Annotated in this window: 14 protein-coding genes; 5 read left to right on the plus strand and 9 right to left on the minus strand. The window is 59.9% G+C overall.

Annotated elements, in window-relative coordinates:
- Window positions 1–130 precede the first annotated feature (130 nt).
- Together IAE48_RS22430 and ascF are read right to left on the minus strand one after the other, a co-directional pair.
- Window positions 131–1555: a 6-phospho-beta-glucosidase gene (locus IAE48_RS22430; RefSeq protein ID WP_200135641.1), complete on the minus strand. Its 1425-nt coding sequence runs from the start codon at window positions 1553–1555 to the stop codon at window positions 131–133.
- 20 nt (window positions 1556–1575) lie between these two features.
- Entirely contained in the window at window positions 1576–3018 is a 1443-nt protein-coding gene (ascF, locus tag IAE48_RS22435) for a PTS cellobiose/arbutin/salicin transporter subunit IIBC (protein WP_094421819.1), read from the minus strand.
- Between the two features lie 264 nt (window positions 3019–3282).
- On the opposite strand from ascF, the gene IAE48_RS22440 reads away from it, so the two are divergent.
- The 4 genes from IAE48_RS22440 to hypF all read left to right on the plus strand — a co-directional run bounded on the left by IAE48_RS22440 (window position 3283) and on the right by hypF (window position 9439).
- On the plus strand, window positions 3283–4296 hold the full coding sequence (locus IAE48_RS22440; protein WP_200135642.1) for a LacI family DNA-binding transcriptional regulator: 1014 nt from the start codon (window positions 3283–3285) through the stop codon (window positions 4294–4296).
- A gap of 133 nt (window positions 4297–4429) precedes the next feature.
- Window positions 4430–4975: an electron transport protein HydN gene (gene hydN / locus IAE48_RS22445; protein ID WP_023480526.1), complete on the plus strand. Its 546-nt coding sequence runs from the start codon at window positions 4430–4432 to the stop codon at window positions 4973–4975.
- 35 nt (window positions 4976–5010) lie between these two features.
- Window positions 5011–7161 (plus strand): formate dehydrogenase subunit alpha, encoded by a 2151-nt coding sequence (fdhF, locus tag IAE48_RS22450; protein WP_200135643.1) that lies wholly within the window; start codon window positions 5011–5013, stop codon window positions 7159–7161.
- A gap of 4 nt (window positions 7162–7165) precedes the next feature.
- A complete protein-coding gene (gene hypF, locus IAE48_RS22455; RefSeq protein ID WP_200135644.1) occupies window positions 7166–9439 on the plus strand; it encodes a carbamoyltransferase HypF in 2274 nt (757 codons plus the stop codon).
- On the opposite strand, the gene norW is transcribed toward hypF, so the two are convergent.
- Together norW and norV are read right to left on the minus strand one after the other, a co-directional pair.
- Window positions 9384–10517 carry an NADH:flavorubredoxin reductase NorW gene (gene norW, locus IAE48_RS22460; RefSeq protein ID WP_200135645.1) on the minus strand — a complete coding sequence of 378 codons (1134 nt, stop codon included), beginning with the start codon at window positions 10515–10517 and terminating at the stop codon, window positions 9384–9386. The genes hypF and norW overlap by 56 nt on opposite strands.
- The gene (gene norV / locus IAE48_RS22465; RefSeq protein WP_200135646.1) at window positions 10514–11956 is read right to left on the minus strand and encodes an anaerobic nitric oxide reductase flavorubredoxin; all 1443 of its coding nucleotides are present in this window, start codon (window positions 11954–11956) and stop codon (window positions 10514–10516) included. Before norV ends, norW begins: the two co-directional genes overlap by 4 nt.
- 181 nt (window positions 11957–12137) lie before the next feature.
- Between norV and norR the strand changes: the two genes are divergently transcribed.
- Complete coding sequence (gene norR, locus IAE48_RS22470; RefSeq protein WP_200135647.1) at window positions 12138–13652, plus strand: nitric oxide reductase transcriptional regulator NorR; 1515 nt, start codon at window positions 12138–12140, stop codon at window positions 13650–13652.
- Here the strand turns inward: norR and gutQ are convergent.
- From gutQ to srlB, 5 genes are all read right to left on the minus strand, one after another.
- Complete coding sequence (gutQ, locus tag IAE48_RS22475; RefSeq protein ID WP_200135648.1) at window positions 13649–14614, minus strand: arabinose-5-phosphate isomerase GutQ; 966 nt, start codon at window positions 14612–14614, stop codon at window positions 13649–13651. The two genes, norR and gutQ, sit on opposite strands and share 4 nt — an antisense overlap.
- A complete protein-coding gene (locus IAE48_RS22480; RefSeq protein ID WP_042714694.1) occupies window positions 14607–15380 on the minus strand; it encodes a DNA-binding transcriptional repressor in 774 nt (257 codons plus the stop codon). The genes gutQ and IAE48_RS22480 overlap by 8 nt, the downstream gene beginning before the upstream one ends.
- Before the next feature lie 67 nt (window positions 15381–15447).
- Window positions 15448–15807, minus strand: a complete 360-nt coding sequence (gene gutM / locus IAE48_RS22485) for a transcriptional regulator GutM (protein WP_200135649.1) — start codon at window positions 15805–15807, stop codon at window positions 15448–15450.
- Window positions 15808–15948: 141 nt separating this feature from the next.
- Window positions 15949–16728 (minus strand): sorbitol-6-phosphate dehydrogenase, encoded by a 780-nt coding sequence (srlD, locus tag IAE48_RS22490; protein ID WP_042714692.1) that lies wholly within the window; start codon window positions 16726–16728, stop codon window positions 15949–15951.
- An 18-nt stretch (window positions 16729–16746) separates the two neighbouring features.
- The gene (gene srlB / locus IAE48_RS22495) at window positions 16747–17109 is read right to left on the minus strand and encodes a PTS glucitol/sorbitol transporter subunit IIA (RefSeq protein WP_042714690.1); all 363 of its coding nucleotides are present in this window, start codon (window positions 17107–17109) and stop codon (window positions 16747–16749) included.
- Between the last annotated feature and the right edge of the window lie 3 nt (window positions 17110–17112).

The following is a 17112-nucleotide window of genomic DNA, read 5'->3' on the forward strand; positions in this document are numbered from 1 at the left end:
TCCTTAAACGTTATGTAGACACGTGTTTAAGCCTGGCATAGATGTGAGCGTTGTCACGTTACGGGCAGGAAAACCAGGAATATGTGAAATAAAACGGCAGCGAAAAGCGGGGTTTTCGCTGCCGTCAGGATCAGTCGAGATCCGCGCCGTTGCTGGCGATCACCTTCTTATACCACCAGAAGGATTTCTTGCGGCTGCGCGCCAGCGTGCCGTTGCCCTGGTCGTCGCGATCGACATAGACAAAGCCGTAGCGTTTGCTCATCTCACCGGTGGAGGCCGCCACCAGATCGATGCAGCCCCAACTGGTATAACCCATCACCGGAATGCCATCTTCAATCGCATCGCCCATCGCGCGGATATGCTCGCGCAGGTAGCTGATGCGGTAATCGTCGTTGATCTCGCCGTTGGCATCGACCTCATCTTTCGCCCCCAGCCCGTTCTCCACCAAAAAGAGCGGCTTCTGATAGCGGTCATACATCATGTTCATGGTGATACGCAGACCAAGCGGATCGATACCCCAGCCCCATTCGCTCACCTCAACATGCGGGTTGCGCAGGGATTTGACGATATTCGCCGCGCTGGTGTTGGCGGCGTTCATATCTGCCGAGGCGCAGCGCGAAGCGTAGTAGCTAAAGGAGACAAAATCGACGGTGTTTTTCAGGATCTCGTCATCGCCTGCTTCTTTAACAATCTGCACCCCTTTCTCGCGGAATACGCGGGCGGAGTAGGCCGGGTAGCTGCCGCGCGCCTGCACATCGATAAAGAAGAGGTTTTCGCGATCCTTCTCCAGCGCCGTCCAGACATCGGCCGGTTTGCAGGAGTAGGGGTAGAAGTTACCGCCCGCCAGCATGCAGCCCACCTGGTTTTGCGGGTTCACCTCATGGGCGATTTTGGTCGCCAGCGCGCTGGCAATCAGCTCATGGTGCGCGGCCTGGTACTTCACCTGATCCTGGTTTTCACCCTCTTCGAACACCAGCCCGGCACCGGAGAAGGGGCTGTGCAGCATAATGTTGATTTCGTTGAAGGTAAGCCAGTACTTCACCAGCCCGTCGAAGGCTTCAAAACAGGTGCGGGCATAGCGGGTGAAAAACTCCACCATTTTGCGGTTGCGCCAGGAGCCATACTCCGTCACCAGGTGCATTGGCACATCGAAGTGGCACAGCGTCACCAGCGGTTCGATATTGTACTTTTTACACTCGGCAAACACCGCGCGATAGAAGGCGATCCCCTCTTCATTCGGCGTTAACTCGTCGCCTTTCGGGTAGAGACGGCTCCAGGCAATCGAGGTGCGGAACACCGTAAAGCCCATCTCCGCCATCAGCGCGATATCCTCTTTGTAGCGATGGTAAAAATCGATCGCCTCATGGCTGGGATAGTACTCATCGTCGCGCAGGGCAAAACGTTTCTCCTGCCCCAGTTTCACCGCCAGACGGTTCGCGCCGTGCGGGATCATATCGACGGTGGTCAGCCCCTTGCCGCCCTCCAGATATCCCCCTTCCGACTGGTTGGCGGCCAGTGCGCCGCCCCATAAAAATCCTTGCGGAAAAACAGCCATGCGTTACCTCACTCTATTAATCAGGCTTGTGCTTCTTTTACCGTTACCGGCTGCGCCATCGGTGCGTTTTTCTCCGCTTCGACCGGAATATCCTCAAAGCCGAGCAGCAGCGTCAGCACAAACGACAGCACTACCGCCAGCGCCATCACGCCAAACACCCAGACAATGGTCATCGGGTTTGCCGGATCGAAGAACTGCACGCTGGTAAATAACCCCGGTGCCGCCATGGAGTGGCTGGCAAGCCCGGCGATTCCGGCGACCGCGCCGCAGATAAAGCCGCTGATGAGGCTGGCGATCAGCGGGCGTTTCAGGCGAACCGCCACGCCGTAGAGCGCCGGTTCGGAGATGCCGGCGAGGATCGCCGAGGCCGCCGCCGCCATCGCTGTCTGGCGCAGCTCCGGGTTTTTCGTTTTCCATGCCACCGCCAGCGACGAGCCGCCAAGGGAGAGGTTCGCGCCGATTTCCGACGGCATCACCATCCCCTCTTTGCCCGTCTCGGCAATGGTCTGAATGATAGTGGGTGTAAAGACGCGGTGCATACCGGTCATTACCAGCAGCGGCCACAGCGCGCCCATAATGGCAACGGAGAGCCAGCCGAGATAGCCGTGAATGGTGTAAACCAGCGCGGAGATGGCGCTACCGATCCAGATCCCGAGCGGGCCAATCAGCACAATCGCCAGCGGCGCGGCAATCAATACAATCAGCATTGGCTTGAGGAAGTTTTTCGTTACCGCCGGGGTAATGCGATCGACCCAGCGCTCAATGTAGGAGAGGCACCAGGTCATCACCAGCGCCGGGATCACCGTGTAGGTATATTTCACCGCCGTCACCGGGATCAGCGCAAACTCGACGTGCTCGCCCTGCGCCGCTTTCGCCATCAGCTCAATAAAGCTCGGGTGCACCAGCACACCGGCAATGGCGATCGCCAGCGACATGTTGGTTTTGAATTTTACCGCCGCCGAGGCAGCCACCATCAGCGGCAGGAAGAAGAAGGCCCCGTCGCCAATCACCGTCAGGATGGTCAGGGTGGAGGAGCCTTTAGGCAGCGCGCCGGACATCTCCAGCACCATTGCCAGCAGTTTGACCATCGACCCGCCGATAATCGCCGGGATCAGTGGCGACATGGTGCCAATCAGCGCATCGAGAATGCCCGCGCCGATGCGGCGTAAGGTGAGTTTTTGTTTAGTCTGCGTCTCAACGGGCTGCATATCCTGCGGCAGCAGGCTGACCACTTCACGAAACGCCTGCGAAACCGTGTTACCGATAATCACCTGGCACTGGTTGTCGTTGCGTACCACGCCCATCACGCCGCTGATGCTTTTCAGAGTGGCGCTGTCGATGCGCGTTTCATCTTTCACCACGAAGCGCAGGCGCGTCATGCAGTGCGTTACGGCGGCAATGTTATCGACACCGCCCAGCGCATCTACCACCGAGTGGGCAAGCGCCGCATAGTTCTTAGCCATTGTTTTTTTATCCTGTTTAATCAATAGGGTAATGACTTATCGCACGCCCAGGCGGCGATGAAACATGAAATAGGTAACCGGTTCCACAAAATCATGATGAGTTTGTTCGGGTGAAACAAGACCTAAAAATAACCACTTTTCCAAAGCGTGATGGAGATCACCGGATAACCACAAGTGCGCGCTATTTGCAGGATGGTTATCTGTTCCAATACGCGTCGTGGCTGAAGTACACTTCGCCACAGGACATTTGCAGGAGCAGGACAGATGGCGACAATGCAGGAGGTGGCGAAGCGGGCAGGGGTGTCGAAAGCCACGGTTTCACGCGTTTTGACGGGCAAAGGCTATGTCAGCGAAGAGACAAAAACCCGCGTCTTTCAGGCAATTAGCGAGAGCGGCTACCGGCCAAACTTGCTGGCGCGCAGCCTTGCCAGCAGCACCACCCAGACGCTGGGATTAGTGGTCACTAACACCCTTTACCACGGCGTCTACTTCAGCGAACTGCTCTCCCACGCGGCGCGCATGACCGAAGACAAAGGGCGTCAGCTGCTGCTGGCAGACGGCAAACACAGCGCCGAAGAGGAGCGTCAGGCGATCCAGTACCTGCTCGATCTACGCTGCGACGCCGTCATCATCTACCCGCGTTTTCTCAGCGTCGACGAGCTGGATGCGATTATCGACAGCCACACTCAGCCGATTGTGGTGCTCAACCGCCGCCTGCGCAAAAACCTCAGCCACTGCGTCTTTTGCGATCAGCACGCCGCCAGCCAGCAGGCGGTCTCCGCGCTGATTGCGCGCGGTCATCGCGATATTGCGCTGATCACTGGCTCGCTCGATTCACCCACCGGCATTGAGCGTTTATCCGGCTACAAAGACGCGCTGCAACAGCAGGGCATTGCAGTACGTAACGAATTGATTGTCGAAGGGAAATGGACACCGCAAAGCGGAGCAAGCGGCGTGCGTGAACTGCTGGATCGCAAGGTCTCTTTCAGCGCGCTGGTGGCGAGCAACGACGACATGGCGGTGGGGGCTATCAAACAGCTGCATGACAGCGGCATTGCCATACCCGGTCAGGTTTCGGTCGTGGGGTTTGATGATATCGCCATGGCTCCCTTCACCGTACCGGCGCTCTCCAGCGTCAAAATCCCGGTTACCGGGATGATCAAAGAGACCATCAACCGCCTGATATTTATGCTCGATGGCGGCGACTTTATCCTGCAATCCACCTTTCCCGGCGAGTTGATCCTGCGCGACTCCATCACCAGCGGCCCCGGCGCCTGAGGTGTCAGCCGTCATCGACACTTCTGTCGATGACAGCGCTGCGCTTTTAATAACATCATTAAATTCAGCCACTTAAAAAGTGGCACGCTTTATGAATACTTCAGCGGGACAAGGCTCTTAGCTGGAGAAAATGATGAACCGATTTATTATGGCCGACGCCGCAAAATGCATTGGCTGCCGCACGTGTGAGGTGGCCTGCGTGGTCTCCCATCAGGCGGATCGCGATTGCGCGGCGCTCACCCCTGAAACCTTCCTGCCGCGTATTCACGTGGTGAAAGGCGTCAATGTGTCGACGGCGACCATGTGTCGTCAGTGCGAAGACGCGCCCTGCGCCAATGTCTGCCCGAACGGCGCCATCCGCCGCGACGAAGGTTTTGTGCATGTGATGCAGGAGCGCTGCATCGGCTGCAAAACCTGCGTGGTGGCCTGCCCCTATGGCGCGATGGAAGTGGTGGTGCGTCCGGTGATTCGCCACAGCGGCGCGGGCCTCAATGTACGGGCGGAAAAAGCCGAAGCCAACAAGTGCGATCTCTGCCACCACAGCGAGAGCGGCCCGGCCTGCATTCAGGCCTGCCCGACCAAGGCGCTGGTCTGTATCGATCGTAATGTGCTGGAGCAGATGAGCGCGGATAAACGGCGTCGCGCCGCGCTCGACAGCTCGCTCTCCATTACCTTCTAACCCCTTTACTTTCACTTTTAACAGGTCTGTTACTGATGAAGAAGATCACAAGTGTTTGCCCATACTGCGGCGCGGGCTGCAAACTGAAACTGGTTGTTGATGACGGAAAAATCATCCGCGCGGAAGCTGCCGACGGCCATACCAACCAGAATGAACTCTGCCTGAAAGGCTACTACGGCTGGGATTTCCTCAACGACACCAAGCTGCTCACCCCGCGCCTGACGCAACCGATGATCCGCTATCAGAAAGGGGGCAAGCTCACCCCGGTCAGCTGGGATGAAGCGATCCGCTACACCGCCAGGCGCCTTAGCGAAATCAAAGCCCAGTTCGGCCCGCGCGCCATTATGACCACCGGTTCATCACGCGGGACGGGGAATGAAACTAACTATGTGATGCAGAAGTTCGCCCGCGGCGTACTCAACACTAACAATGTCGACTGCTGCGCCCGCGTCTGCCACGGCCCCTCTGTTGCCGGGTTGCAGGAGACCCTCGGTAACGGCGCAATGAGCAACTCCATCAGTGATATTGAAAACTCCCGCTGCCTGCTTATTTTTGGCTACAACTGCGCCGATTCGCACCCGATTGTGGCGCGAAGAGTAATTAAAGCGCGGCAAAATGGCGCGAAAATTATTGTCTGCGATCCGCGTCGGATCGAGACCGCACGCATCGCCGACCAGCATCTGCAACTGAAAAACGGCTGCAATATGGCACTGGTCAACGCCTTCGGTTATGTGCTGCTCGAAGAGGAGCTGTATGACAAAGATTATGTCGCCAGCTTTACTACCGGGCTGGATGCCTACCGCGAAACGGTAAAAGAGTACGCGCCGGAAGCGGTGGAACACCTTACCGGCGTGCCGGCGAAACAGGTACGCCAGGCGATGCGCACCTTTGCCGCCGCGCCCTCCGCCACCATTATGTGGGGCATGGGTGTGACGCAGTTTGGTCAGGCGGTCGATGTGGTGAAAGGGTTATCGAGCCTTGCGTTGCTCACCGGCAACCTCGGCCGCGAGCATGTCGGCGTCGGCCCGGTGCGCGGGCAAAACAATGTGCAGGGTGCCTGCGATATGGGCGTCATCCCCAACCAGTTCCCCGGTTATCAGGATGTGGTTGATCCACAGGTACGGGCGAAATTCGCCGCTGCCTGGGGAATCGATCCGGCGGTGATGGATGACCAGGTGGGCGTGCGCATTACCGAAGTGCCGCACCTGGCGCTGGAGGGGAAAGTGAAAGCCTACTACATCATGGGCGAGGATCCGCTCCAGACCGAAGCGGACCTGGGCCTGGTGCGTAAAGGCTTTGAGGCCCTCGACTTTATCGTGGTGCAGGACATCTTTATGACCAAAACCGCCGAGCAGGCGGACGTGCTGCTGCCCGCTACTTCGTGGGGTGAACATGGCGGCGTCTTCACCTGTGCTGACCGCGGTTTCCAGCGTTTCGAAAAAGCGATTGAGCCGACCTACAACGTCAAACGTGACTGGGAAATTATCAGCCTGATCGCCACCGAGATGGGCTACCCGATGCACTACGACAACAATCAGCAGATTTGGGATGAACTGCGCGAACTCTGCCCGCTCTTTTACGGCGTCACCTACGAGAAGATGGGCGATATGGGCCATGTTCAGTGGCCCTGCCCGACCCTCGATCACCCCGGCACGCCGTACCTTTACCACGACAACAAGTTTGATACGCCGGATGGCAAAGGCCACCTTTTCGCCGCACCGTGGCGTGCGCCCGCCGAACGCCCGGACAGTGAATTCCCGCTGGTGCTCTGTACCGTGCGCGAAGTGGGGCACTACTCCTGCCGCTCAATGACCGGCAACTGCGCGGCGCTGCAAACCCTCGCCGATGAGCCGGGCTTTATGCAGATCAACCCGCAGGATGCCGATGCGCTGGGGATCCGTGACCGCCAGCTGGTGTGGGTAGAGTCGCGTCGCGGGAAGGTGATCACCCGCGCAGATGTCAGCGAGCGCATCAACCAGGGCAGCGTCTATATGACCTACCAGTGGTGGATCGGTGCCTGTAACGAGCTGACGCAGGATAATCTCGACCCGATATCGAAAACGCCGGAGACCAAATATTGCGCGGTACGGGTGAGTGCGATCAACGATCAATCCTGGGCCGAAGCGTACACTCAGCGCACCTATCAACAGATGAAGACGCGCCTGCGCGATGCGGCGCTGCAATGATGATATGAGCAAAAGCCCTGGGGTTTGCTTACGCGTTTATGGAAAAGTGCAGGGGGTGGGCTTCCGCCCCTTTGTCTGGCAACTGGCGCAACAGCTGGCGCTGAACGGCGATGTCTGTAACGACGCGCAGGGGGTAGAGATACGTCTCGCTGGCGACGCGCAGGCCTTTCTCCGCCTTCTGCACCAGCGCTGTCCGCCGCTGGCGCGCATCGATCGCGTTGAGCAGCACCCCTTTCACTGGCCTGTATTACCGCAGGCCTTCACCATCCGCGACAGCGCGGGCGGGGCAATGGATACGCAGATTGTTCCCGATGCCGCAACCTGCCCTGATTGCCTGGCGGAGATGTTCGACCCCGCCGGGCGCCGTTACCGTTACCCCTTTATCAACTGCACCCACTGCGGACCGCGTTTCACCATTATTCACGCCATGCCCTATGACCGCCCATTGACGGTTATGGCGGCATTTCCCCTCTGCCGGGAGTGCGAAGCGGAGTATCGCAACCCGCTGGACAGGCGTTTTCATGCCCAGCCGGTGGCCTGCGCGGAATGTGGGCCGCAACTGAGCTGGCATGATGCGAGCTACCGGGCAGCGGGCGAAGAGGCGTTGCAGATGGCGGTGGCGCTGATCAAAAGCGGCGGCGTGGTGGCGGTAAAAGGCATCGGCGGCTTCCATCTGGTCTGCGATGCGGGCAACGAGGCCGCCGTGCGCTACCTGCGCGCGCGAAAGCAGCGCCCGACGAAACCGCTGGCGGTGATGCTGGCGTCAAGCGATGGCCTCTCCCCTGAAGCGCAGCGCCTGCTGGCCACGCCCGCGGCGCCGATTGTGCTGGTGGAGAGCGCAAGCATCAGCGGCCTCTGTGAGGCCATTGCGCCTGGGCTTGATGAAATTGGCGTGATGCTGCCTTCAAATCCGGTGCAGCATCTACTGGCGCAGGCGTTGCAGCGCCCGCTGGTGATGACCTCCGGCAACCTCAGCGGTAAACCGCCCGCACTCACCAACGCTGCCGCCCAGGCCGAGCTGGCGTCGATAGTCGACGGTTTCCTGCTGCATAATCGCGAGATTGTGCAGCGTATGGATGACTCCGTGGTGCGGGCGAGCGGCGAGATGCTGCGGCGCGCCAGAGGCTATGTGCCCGATGCGCTGCCGCTGCCGCCGGGCTTTCGTGATATTCCGCCGCTGCTCTGCGTCGGCGCGCAGATGAAAAACACCTTCTGCCTGCTGCGCGGCGACAGTGCCGTGCCGGGGCAACATTTCGGCGATTTAACCGATGAGGGCGTCGAGGCGCAGTGGCAAAACGCCCTGCGCCTGATGCAGCAGATCTACGATTTCACGCCGCAGCAGGTGGTGGTGGACGCGCACCCGGCCTATCGCACTCGCGCATGGGCGGATCGCGCCGGTTTACCGGTTCGCACCGTGCTGCATCACCATGCCCACGCTGCCGCCTGCCTTGGCGAGCATGGCTGGCCGCTCGAGGGCGGGGATGTGATTGCCATAACCCTGGATGGTATCGGCATGGGCGAGGGCGGTGCGCTGTGGGGCGGGGAGTGTTTGCGGGTCAACTACCGCGACTGCGAGCACCTCGGCGGCCTGCCAGCGGTGGCGCTGCCGGGGGGCGATCTCGCGGCTCGCCAGCCGTGGCGCAACTTGCTGGCGCAGATGCTGGCCTTTGTTGAAAGGTGGCAGGATTACCCGGAAACGGCGCTTATCCAGCACCAGAACTGGCCAGTGCTGGAGCGAGCAATTGCGCGCGGCATTAACGCGCCGCTGGCCTCATCCTGCGGGCGGCTATTTGACGCGGTGGCCTGCGCGCTCGGCTGCGCGCCAGAGCAGCTTAGCTATGAGGGGGAGGCCGCCTGCCTGCTGGAAGCGCTGGCGGCAAAAGCGGAAAACGTTGAGCACCCGGTAAAGATGCCGCTTCGCGGGAACCGACTCGATCTGGCAACCTTCTGGCAGACGTGGCTGGGCTGGCAGGCGGCACCATCTGCGCGGGCGTGGGCGTTTCACGATGCGCTGGCGTGCGGCTTTGCCCGGCTTGCGCGCGAGCAGGCCCGCAAACACGGCATTACGAGGCTGGTGTTCAGCGGCGGCGTGCTGCATAACCGCCTGCTGAAAGCCCGCTTACAGCACTACCTGGCCGATTTCACGCTGCTCTTTCCCCACCAGCTTCCGGCCGGGGATGGCGGCATCGCCTTCGGCCAGGGGCTGGTGGCGGCCGCGCGGGCTATTGCCCCAGCGCCTTCAGCAGCGCAAAGGCCTCTTTCATGCGATCTTCACTGACCACAAACGCGCGCAGCTTATCATCAATGTCGATCCCTTTCGCCACCATGCCTGCGGCATCGGTAGCGATGTGCCAGCGCAGGTCGGCGCGCGAGGTTTCACTTGCCAGATGCAGCGGCATCAGCGGCGTTTTCACCTTCACCAGCATCGGCGGCAGCGTCAGTTGCGTCGGGCTGCCGGTCAGGTTTTTCGCCAGCGTCATGGCGCTGAGCTGAATGGGTTGCAGGAAAGGCAGCACCTGACCATTAATTTCGGCGCAGTCGCCTAGCGCAAAGATATGCGGCTGGCTGGTTTGCAGCGTGGTGTCGACGACAATTCCGCGGCGGGTCTGCAGCCCGGCGGCCTGCGCCAGCGCGGTGTGTGGCACCAGGCCGGTGGCGGCAACCACCACATCGGCATCGACACTGCGCTCATCATCCAGCCGCGCCCGCACGCCGCTCTCCTGAGCCTCAAGCCGTGCCAGCTTAGCGGCGAGCAGCAGGCGCACACCGCTTGCCGTCAGGCAGCGTTGCAGACGTGCGCTCACCTCCGGCGGCATCAGCGCCGGAAGGATGCTGGCGGCGTTATCCAGCAGGGTGACGGTTTTCCCGGCGCGCTGAAAATCCATCGCTAGCTCACAGCCAATCAGCCCGGCACCGACAATCAGAACCCGCTTCGCCGCGCGCAGTTGCTCTTCGCAGGCGTGGTACTCCTGCAAACTGTTGAGGGTCAGCATCATTTCACGCCCCGGCAGCGGCGGCACAAAGGCTTTCGCCCCGGTCGCCAGCACTAACTTATCGTACGGCCAGCTTCTGTCGGCGCTTTTCACCACCTGCGCAAGGGGATCGATGGCGGTGACAAAGGTGTAGGGGAAAAGGCGCACGTTGAACTGCTCGGCGAAGTCGCCCGCCGTCTGGCGGATCAGATCTTCGGCGCGCTGCGCCTGGCTTATCACATGGCTCAGTTCAGGCTTGCTGTACTCTTCCATACCGTCGGCGGCAATCAGCGTCAGCGGTACGTGGCTGTCCAGCTTGCGGATATTTTTCACCAGCGTGCGGGCGGCGAAGCCCGAGCCGATAATCACAATCCCGGCGCTCATTTTGCCTCCACTGCCAGTTCGTCAAACACCTCTTTACCCAGCGAACACTCCGGGCAGAGGAAGGAGTCCGGCACCTCAGACCACGGCGTACCCGGCGCGACATCCTGCATCGGTTCCCCTGTTTTGGGGTCATAAATCCACTGGCAGACGCTGCACTGCATACGCGGGCCGAGATCGGCAGTTGATTCTGCGCAGCCACAGGCAGCTTGCGCGGCGGGCTGGCTGAGCGGCTCCGGCAGCGGGGCGAGCGCCCACTGGCGGGCGATATCACGCCCGTGCTGGCGGCAGATCTCCAGCGCGTCGACATCCGGGCGCCATTTTGCTTTCAGGCTGAGGGACATCTCAAACCCGGCATCCTGCAAACGCGTCGAGAGGCGATCAACCGCGCCGCCGCTCCAGCCGTGGGAGCCGAAAGCGCTGGCGCGCTTATTGCGAAAACGCAGGCCGGTGATCTCTTCGACCAGTCCGGCGATCTTCGGCATCATCACGTTGTTCATCGTCGAGGTACCGACCAGCACCCCTTTGGAGCGGAAAACATTGGTGAGCACGTCGTTTTTATCGCTGCGCGCGACGTTAAAGATTTTCACCGCCACGCGCGGATCGACTTCGGTAATTCCCTGGGCGATGGCGTCGGCCATCATGCGGGTGTTGTTCGACATGGTGTCGTAGAAAATGGTGATGCGATCTTCCTGATAATCCGCCGCCCATTTCAGGTACAACTCAACGATCTGCGTCGGGTTATCGCGCCACACTACGCCGTGGGAGGTAGCAATCATCTCTACCGGCAGATTAAAGCCGAGGATCTCGGTAATTTTCGGCGTTACCAGTCGGCTAAAGGGGGTGAGGATATTGGCGTAATAGCGCTGGCACTGCTCAAACAGCTCGGCCTGATCCACCTCATCGTTGAACAGATGCTCGTCACAGTAGTGCTGGCCGAAGGCGTCATTGCTGAACAGCACCGCATCGCCGGTCAGGTAGGTCATCATGCTGTCGGGCCAGTGCAGCATTGGCGTTTCGACAAAGATCAGCTGTTTGCCGTTGCCGATATCCAGCGTATCGCCGGTTTTCACCACATGGAAATTCCATTCAGGGTGGTGATGGTGGCCGTTAATCGAGTCGATAGCGTTATGGGTACAGTAGATCGGCGTATCGGGGATATGCGACATCAGCTCCGTCAGCGCGCCCGCGTGATCCTCTTCGGCGTGGTTAATGACGATGTAGTCGATCATCGCCAGATCGATCTCGCCGCGCAGGTTCTGCACGAAATCGCGGCTGAATTTGTGATCGACAGTGTCGATCAGCACGTTTTTGCCCTCGCGGATCAGGTAGCTGTTATAGCTGCTGCCCTTCAGGGTTTTGTATTCGGTGCCGTGAAAATCACGGACTTCCCAGTCGCGTTGTCCAACCCAGTGAATGTTGTTTTTTACATGAATCGCCATGATCGTAGTCCTGTGCAGTTTCTCAATGTGATACATGGCTATTTCAAGAGGCGTGCCAGATTTTTATCATTTTGATATTGATATATTTTTTTAAAATAATCGAAAATTAGAATGTCATTATGACTATGATGAATACAGTCAATATGACACTATGTATTGTCAAAATGACAGTGGGGTCAGAATGAGTTTTTCACTGAATGTGCTGGCGGGTATCGCCATTGAGCTGCAAAGCGGGATTGGGCACGCGGATCGTTTCCAGCGGCTGATTACCACCCTGCGTCAGGTGCTGGCGTGCGATGCCTCGGCGCTGCTGCGCTACGAGGCGCGGCAGTTTATTCCGCTGGCGATCGACGGCCTGGCGCAGGATGTGCTCGGGCGGCGCTTTATTCTTGAAGGCCACCCGCGGCTGGAAGCGATTGCCCGCGCTGGCGATGTGGTGCGCTTTCCCGCCGACAGCGATCTGCCCGATCCCTACGATGGGCTGATCCCCGGCCAGGAGAAACTCAAGGTGCACGCCTGCGTCGGCCTGCCGCTGTTTGCCGGGCAAAACCTGATTGGCGCGCTGACTCTCGACGGCATGTCGCCGGATCAGTTTGACGCCTTCAGCGATGAGGAGCTGCGGCTGGTCGCCGCGCTGGCGGCAGGCGCGCTCAATAACGCATTGCTGATTGAAGAGCTGGAGCGGCAGAACATGCTGCCCGGTGCGCCCGCGGCGTTTGAGCAGGTCGCGCGCAGCGAGATGATCGGCCTGTCGCCGGGGATGGTGCAGCTGAAAAAAGAGATCGCCATCGTTGCGCCTTCGGATCTCAATGTGCTGATTGGCGGCGAAACCGGCACTGGTAAAGAGCTGGTGGCGAAGGCAATCCATGAAGCCTCGCCACGCGCCGACAAACCGCTGGTCTACCTCAACTGTGCCGCGCTGCCGGAGAGTGTCGCCGAGAGCGAACTCTTCGGGCATGTGAAAGGAGCCTTTACCGGAGCCATCAGCAACCGCAGCGGCAAGTTTGAAATGGCCGATAAGGGCACGCTGTTTCTCGACGAGATTGGCGAGCTTTCGCTGGCGCTACAGGCGAAGCTGCTCCGCGTGTTGCAGTATGGCGATATTCAGCGCGTCGGCGATGACCGCAGCCAGCGTGTTGATGTGCGGGTGCTGGCTGCTACCAACCGCGATCTGCGTGAAGAGGTGGTTGCCGGACGGTTTCGCGCCGACCTCTATCACCGCCTGAGCGTCTTTCCTTTACAGGTGCCGCCGCTGCGCGAGCGGGGCGAGGATGTGGTGCTGCTGGCGGGCTATTTTTGCGAGCAGTGCCGCCTGCGTTTTGGTCTCGGGCGCGTGGCGCTAAGCCCCGCTGCGCGCGGGCATTTGCAGCGTTACGGCTGGCCGGGAAACGTGCGCGAGCTGGAGCATGCCATCCACCGGGCGGTGGTGCTGGCGCGCGGCACCCAGCATGCCGGGGATATCGTGCTGGAAGCGCATCACTTTGCCCTGAGCGATGAGCCTGCACCGCCGGCAAAGCCGGTAAGCGTGCCGTTAAGCGGGCAAAACCTGCGCGAAGCGACGGAGGCGTTCCAGCGCACACTTATCTCCCGCGCGCTTGAGGAGAGTGGCGGCAAGTGGGCCGCTTGCGCCAGGGCGCTGGAGATGGACGTCGCCAACCTGCACCGGCTGGCGAAGCGTCTTGGGCTGAAGGACTAGAGAATACCGGCCTGGTAAAAGTCCTGCAGGTTGATGGCACCGACCAGTTCACCTGCATCATCTACCACCGGCGCGGCGGCGATTTTGCGCTGCATCAGGCGCTCTTTGGCATCCACTGCGCGGCTGCTGGCGTCAAGGGTAATGCCGCCCGGCGTCATCGCCTCGCTGACCGCCGCGGTTAAGGCACCGCCCGCCACCAGCCAGCGGCGCAGGTCGCCATCCGTAAACACCCCATGCACATGGCGCCCGGTGTCGCAGACCGCAACCAGGCCCAGTCCGGTGCGGCTTAGCTCCAGCATCGCGTCCATCACGCTGCTGGTCAGCATCACCTGCGGCACCTGATCTGCTTTGCGCATCAGATGATGCACTTTGTTCAGCAGCCGTGCGCCCAGCGCGCCCGCCGGATGCGAGCGGGCAAAATCCTCTTCGTCAAAGCCGCGCGCCTGCATGACTGCAATTGCCAGCGCATCGCCCATCATCAGCGTGTTGACGGTGCTGGAGGTTGGCGCGAGATGCATCGGGCAGGCTTCGCGCTCAACGGCAATATCAAGCACCGCGTGGGCAGCGAGCGCCAGCGGTGAGCGCGATTTACCGGTCATCGCCAGCAGCGTGACGGCTTTCTCGTCAAGACGCGGCAGGATCAGATCCAGCTCTTTTGCCGAACCGGAGTAGGAGATAAACAGCATCACGTCGCGGCTCTCGATCATGCCGAGATCGCCGTGCAGCGCCTCTGCCGGGTGGACAAAAAAGGCCGGGGTGCCGGTGCTGGCGAAGGTGGCTGCAATCTTCTTGCCGATATGCCCGGATTTACCGATCCCGGAGACAATCACTTTGCCCTGGCAGTTCAGCACCGTTTCAGCGGCGCGGACGAAATCGTCGCCAAGGCGCTCCGGCAGGCGGCTTGCTTCCTGTAGCTCCAGCAGCAGAGCCTGGCGGGCGGCGTTAATAAAAGCGTCACGCATTTTCTTCTCCGGCAATAATCACATCGATTCCTTTCTCTTCCAGCGCGGCGCGAACGTCCGGCGGGATCCCGGCGTCGGTAATCAGTTTATCGACGCTCTCAAGGCTACAGACAATATTGGGGCTTTTACGGCCAAACTTGGAGGAGTCTGCCATCAGGATCACCTCGCGGGCGGCGTTGCACATCGCTTTGCTGACGGTGAAGACCTCATTAAAGGTGGTCACTCCGGCGTTGAGATCGATGCCGTCGGTGCCCATAAACAGCTTGTCGAAGCTGAACTGCTCAAAGGCGTTCTCCGCCAGCTGGCCGTGGAAGGAGGCGGATTTTTTGCGGAATGTGCCGCCGGGCATCAGGATGGTCTGTTCGTTATCCAGCTCTGAAAGGGCGTTGACGATATGCAGGCTGTTGGTCATCACGGTGATGTTATTGAAGTGGCTGAGCAGCGGCACCATTTGCAGCACCGTGCTGCCCGCGTCGAGGATGATCGAGTCGCCGTCGTGGATGTAGCCAACGGCTGCTTCGGCAATCAGACCCTTTTGCACGGTGTTGATCAACGTTTTGTGATCGATGGGCGGATCGGCCTCGTCTTTATTGAGCACCACCCCGCCGTAGGTGCGGATCACCGCGCCGGACTGCTCCAGCGCGACCAGATCTTTGCGGATGGTTGTGCCGGTGGTATCAAAGTGGTGTGCCAGCTCTTCAACAGAACACTTTCCCTGCTTCTGCAGATGCTCAAGAATTGCCGCCTGACGCTGACGTGGTTTCATAGGCGAAGATATCCTGCGTTACGTTGCGAAATGATAATTTCGCAAGCTATTAGCGTTCACAACGAAATTATCCATGTTTCATTTTAAGCGCCAATGATAGAGCATTCTGACAGCCGGGATCATGGGGAAAGATCACATCGGGCTCTAATTCCTCTCTTTTTACGCCGATTAAGCGCTCAATTTTGCTCGGGCGGGCAAAAACCGTCAGGCCGCGCATCAGCAACGTGTCGCTGACGCGATCGTGTTGATCGAAGGCCACCGCCAGCACCACGCGCGGTTTGAAGCGCCCGCCCGAGCGACCAACGCCAACGCGCCCGCGCTGGCAGAGCGCGTCGAAAGCTTTGTTGAACTGGCGGATTTGCCAGCCGCCAAGCGCCAGCTGGCTGAGCCAGGCGATAATGGCGAGAGTGATAAGGGATGAAACCATCGGTGTCTCCTTTATAAATCGCTGAACCCGTAGGCCTGATAAGCGCAGCGCCATCAGGCGTTGGTGCGGCGGTTTGCCGGATGGCGGCTGGCGCCTTATCCGGCCTACAAAACCATAGCGCCATCAGGCGTTGGTGCCGAATCAGAACATCACCTGACCGCCGGTGACGTTGATTGACTGGCCGGTACAGTAGGAGGCTTTCGGGCTGGCGTAGAACATCAGCACGTTCAGCACATCCTGATAATCGCAGCCGCGCTTCAGCGGCACTTTATCAACGTAATGCTGCTCCACTTCCTCTGCCGGAATGCCAAGCTTGCTGGCATATTGCGGGATCAGCGACTGGAACATTGGTGATTTCAGCAGGTTGCCGAGCATCAGCGAGTGCACGGTAATGCCATACTCCGCCAGATCCAGCGCCAGGGATTGCGTCAGCCCCACGCCGCCGAACTTCGCCGCGCTGTAGCCGGAGTTGTGCTTGCTGCCCACTTTGCCCGACTTGGAGTTGATCTGGATAATGCGCCCCTGGATGCCGTCGCGGATCATCAATTTGGCGAACTCGCGGGCGCAGAGGAAATAGCCCACCAGGTTAACCTGCAATGAGCGGTCAAAATCCCCCAGCGCAAAGTCGCTGATAAACGCCGCTTTGGCGATCCCGGCGCTATAGACCAGCAGATCGGCGCGACCAAAAATCTCATCGACGCCGCGCGCCAGCGCCAGCACGCTCTGCTCGCTGGTGGCGTCGGCACCAAAGCCATAGGCCATCCCTTCGCCATACTCGCTGTTAATTTCCTGTGCGACTGTCGCCGCTTTATCACTCTGAATATCGACAACCGCCACGCGGTACCCTTCTGCGGCAAGCCCACGGCTGAGGAACGCCCCGAGGGTCTGTCCTCCACCAATGACAACGGCAACCTGTTTCATACTCTTCTCCTTTAGACCTTAAGCGACAAATTTTAAAATGCAGCCCGGCGCGACAGCGTCCGGCACCGGGCCGGCGACGTGCACCGTGCCCGGAAACTCCGCCTGCGTCTGCCCGTCGAAACGCAGGGTGATATGGCCCAGCTCGCGCAAATTCTGCTCGGCGACCTCGCCGACGGCGGTGACGGGGTAGTGCTTTTCACCGAGGGTAAACTGTGCGCCCGGCAGCAGCGCGCCGCAGAGCGGGCCGTGGTTATGGATAAAACAGAACTCGGCGACATCGGCAGGCGCGCCCTCCCTGAAGGTGATCAGCATGTTGTCGCTGAGCGCTTCCGGCGCGCTTTCGCCAATTGCGGTTATGGTGGTTTGATAGATAACAGTCATGCA

This window comes from Kosakonia sp. S57, from assembly GCF_016516575.1.
In the GTDB taxonomy this organism is placed as follows: Bacteria; Pseudomonadota; Gammaproteobacteria; order Enterobacterales; family Enterobacteriaceae; genus Kosakonia; species Kosakonia cowanii.

What these genes read in the sequence shown, in the direction of transcription:
- hypF (WP_200135644.1), top strand. Translation starts at nt 7,166, where the DNA reads ATGAGCAAAAGCCCTGGGGTTTGCTTACGCGTTTATGGAAAAGTGCAG.
- fdhF (WP_200135643.1), top strand. Translation starts at nt 5,011, where the DNA reads ATGAAGAAGATCACAAGTGTTTGCCCATACTGCGGCGCGGGCTGCAAA.
- gutM (WP_200135649.1), bottom strand. Translation starts at nt 15,807, where the DNA reads ATGGTTTCATCCCTTATCACTCTCGCCATTATCGCCTGGCTCAGCCAG.
- norR (WP_200135647.1), top strand. Translation starts at nt 12,138, where the DNA reads ATGAGTTTTTCACTGAATGTGCTGGCGGGTATCGCCATTGAGCTGCAA.
- IAE48_RS22440 (WP_200135642.1), top strand. Translation starts at nt 3,283, where the DNA reads ATGGCGACAATGCAGGAGGTGGCGAAGCGGGCAGGGGTGTCGAAAGCC.
- norV (WP_200135646.1), bottom strand. Translation starts at nt 11,956, where the DNA reads ATGGCGATTCATGTAAAAAACAACATTCACTGGGTTGGACAACGCGAC.
- ascF (WP_094421819.1), bottom strand. Translation starts at nt 3,018, where the DNA reads ATGGCTAAGAACTATGCGGCGCTTGCCCACTCGGTGGTAGATGCGCTG.
- norW (WP_200135645.1), bottom strand. Translation starts at nt 10,517, where the DNA reads ATGAGCGCCGGGATTGTGATTATCGGCTCGGGCTTCGCCGCCCGCACG.
- hydN (WP_023480526.1), top strand. Translation starts at nt 4,430, where the DNA reads ATGAACCGATTTATTATGGCCGACGCCGCAAAATGCATTGGCTGCCGC.
- gutQ (WP_200135648.1), bottom strand. Translation starts at nt 14,614, where the DNA reads ATGCGTGACGCTTTTATTAACGCCGCCCGCCAGGCTCTGCTGCTGGAG.
- srlD (WP_042714692.1), bottom strand. Translation starts at nt 16,728, where the DNA reads ATGAAACAGGTTGCCGTTGTCATTGGTGGAGGACAGACCCTCGGGGCG.
- IAE48_RS22430 (WP_200135641.1), bottom strand. Translation starts at nt 1,555, where the DNA reads ATGGCTGTTTTTCCGCAAGGATTTTTATGGGGCGGCGCACTGGCCGCC.
- IAE48_RS22480 (WP_042714694.1), bottom strand. Translation starts at nt 15,380, where the DNA reads ATGAAACCACGTCAGCGTCAGGCGGCAATTCTTGAGCATCTGCAGAAG.
- srlB (WP_042714690.1), bottom strand. Translation starts at nt 17,109, where the DNA reads ATGACTGTTATCTATCAAACCACCATAACCGCAATTGGCGAAAGCGCG.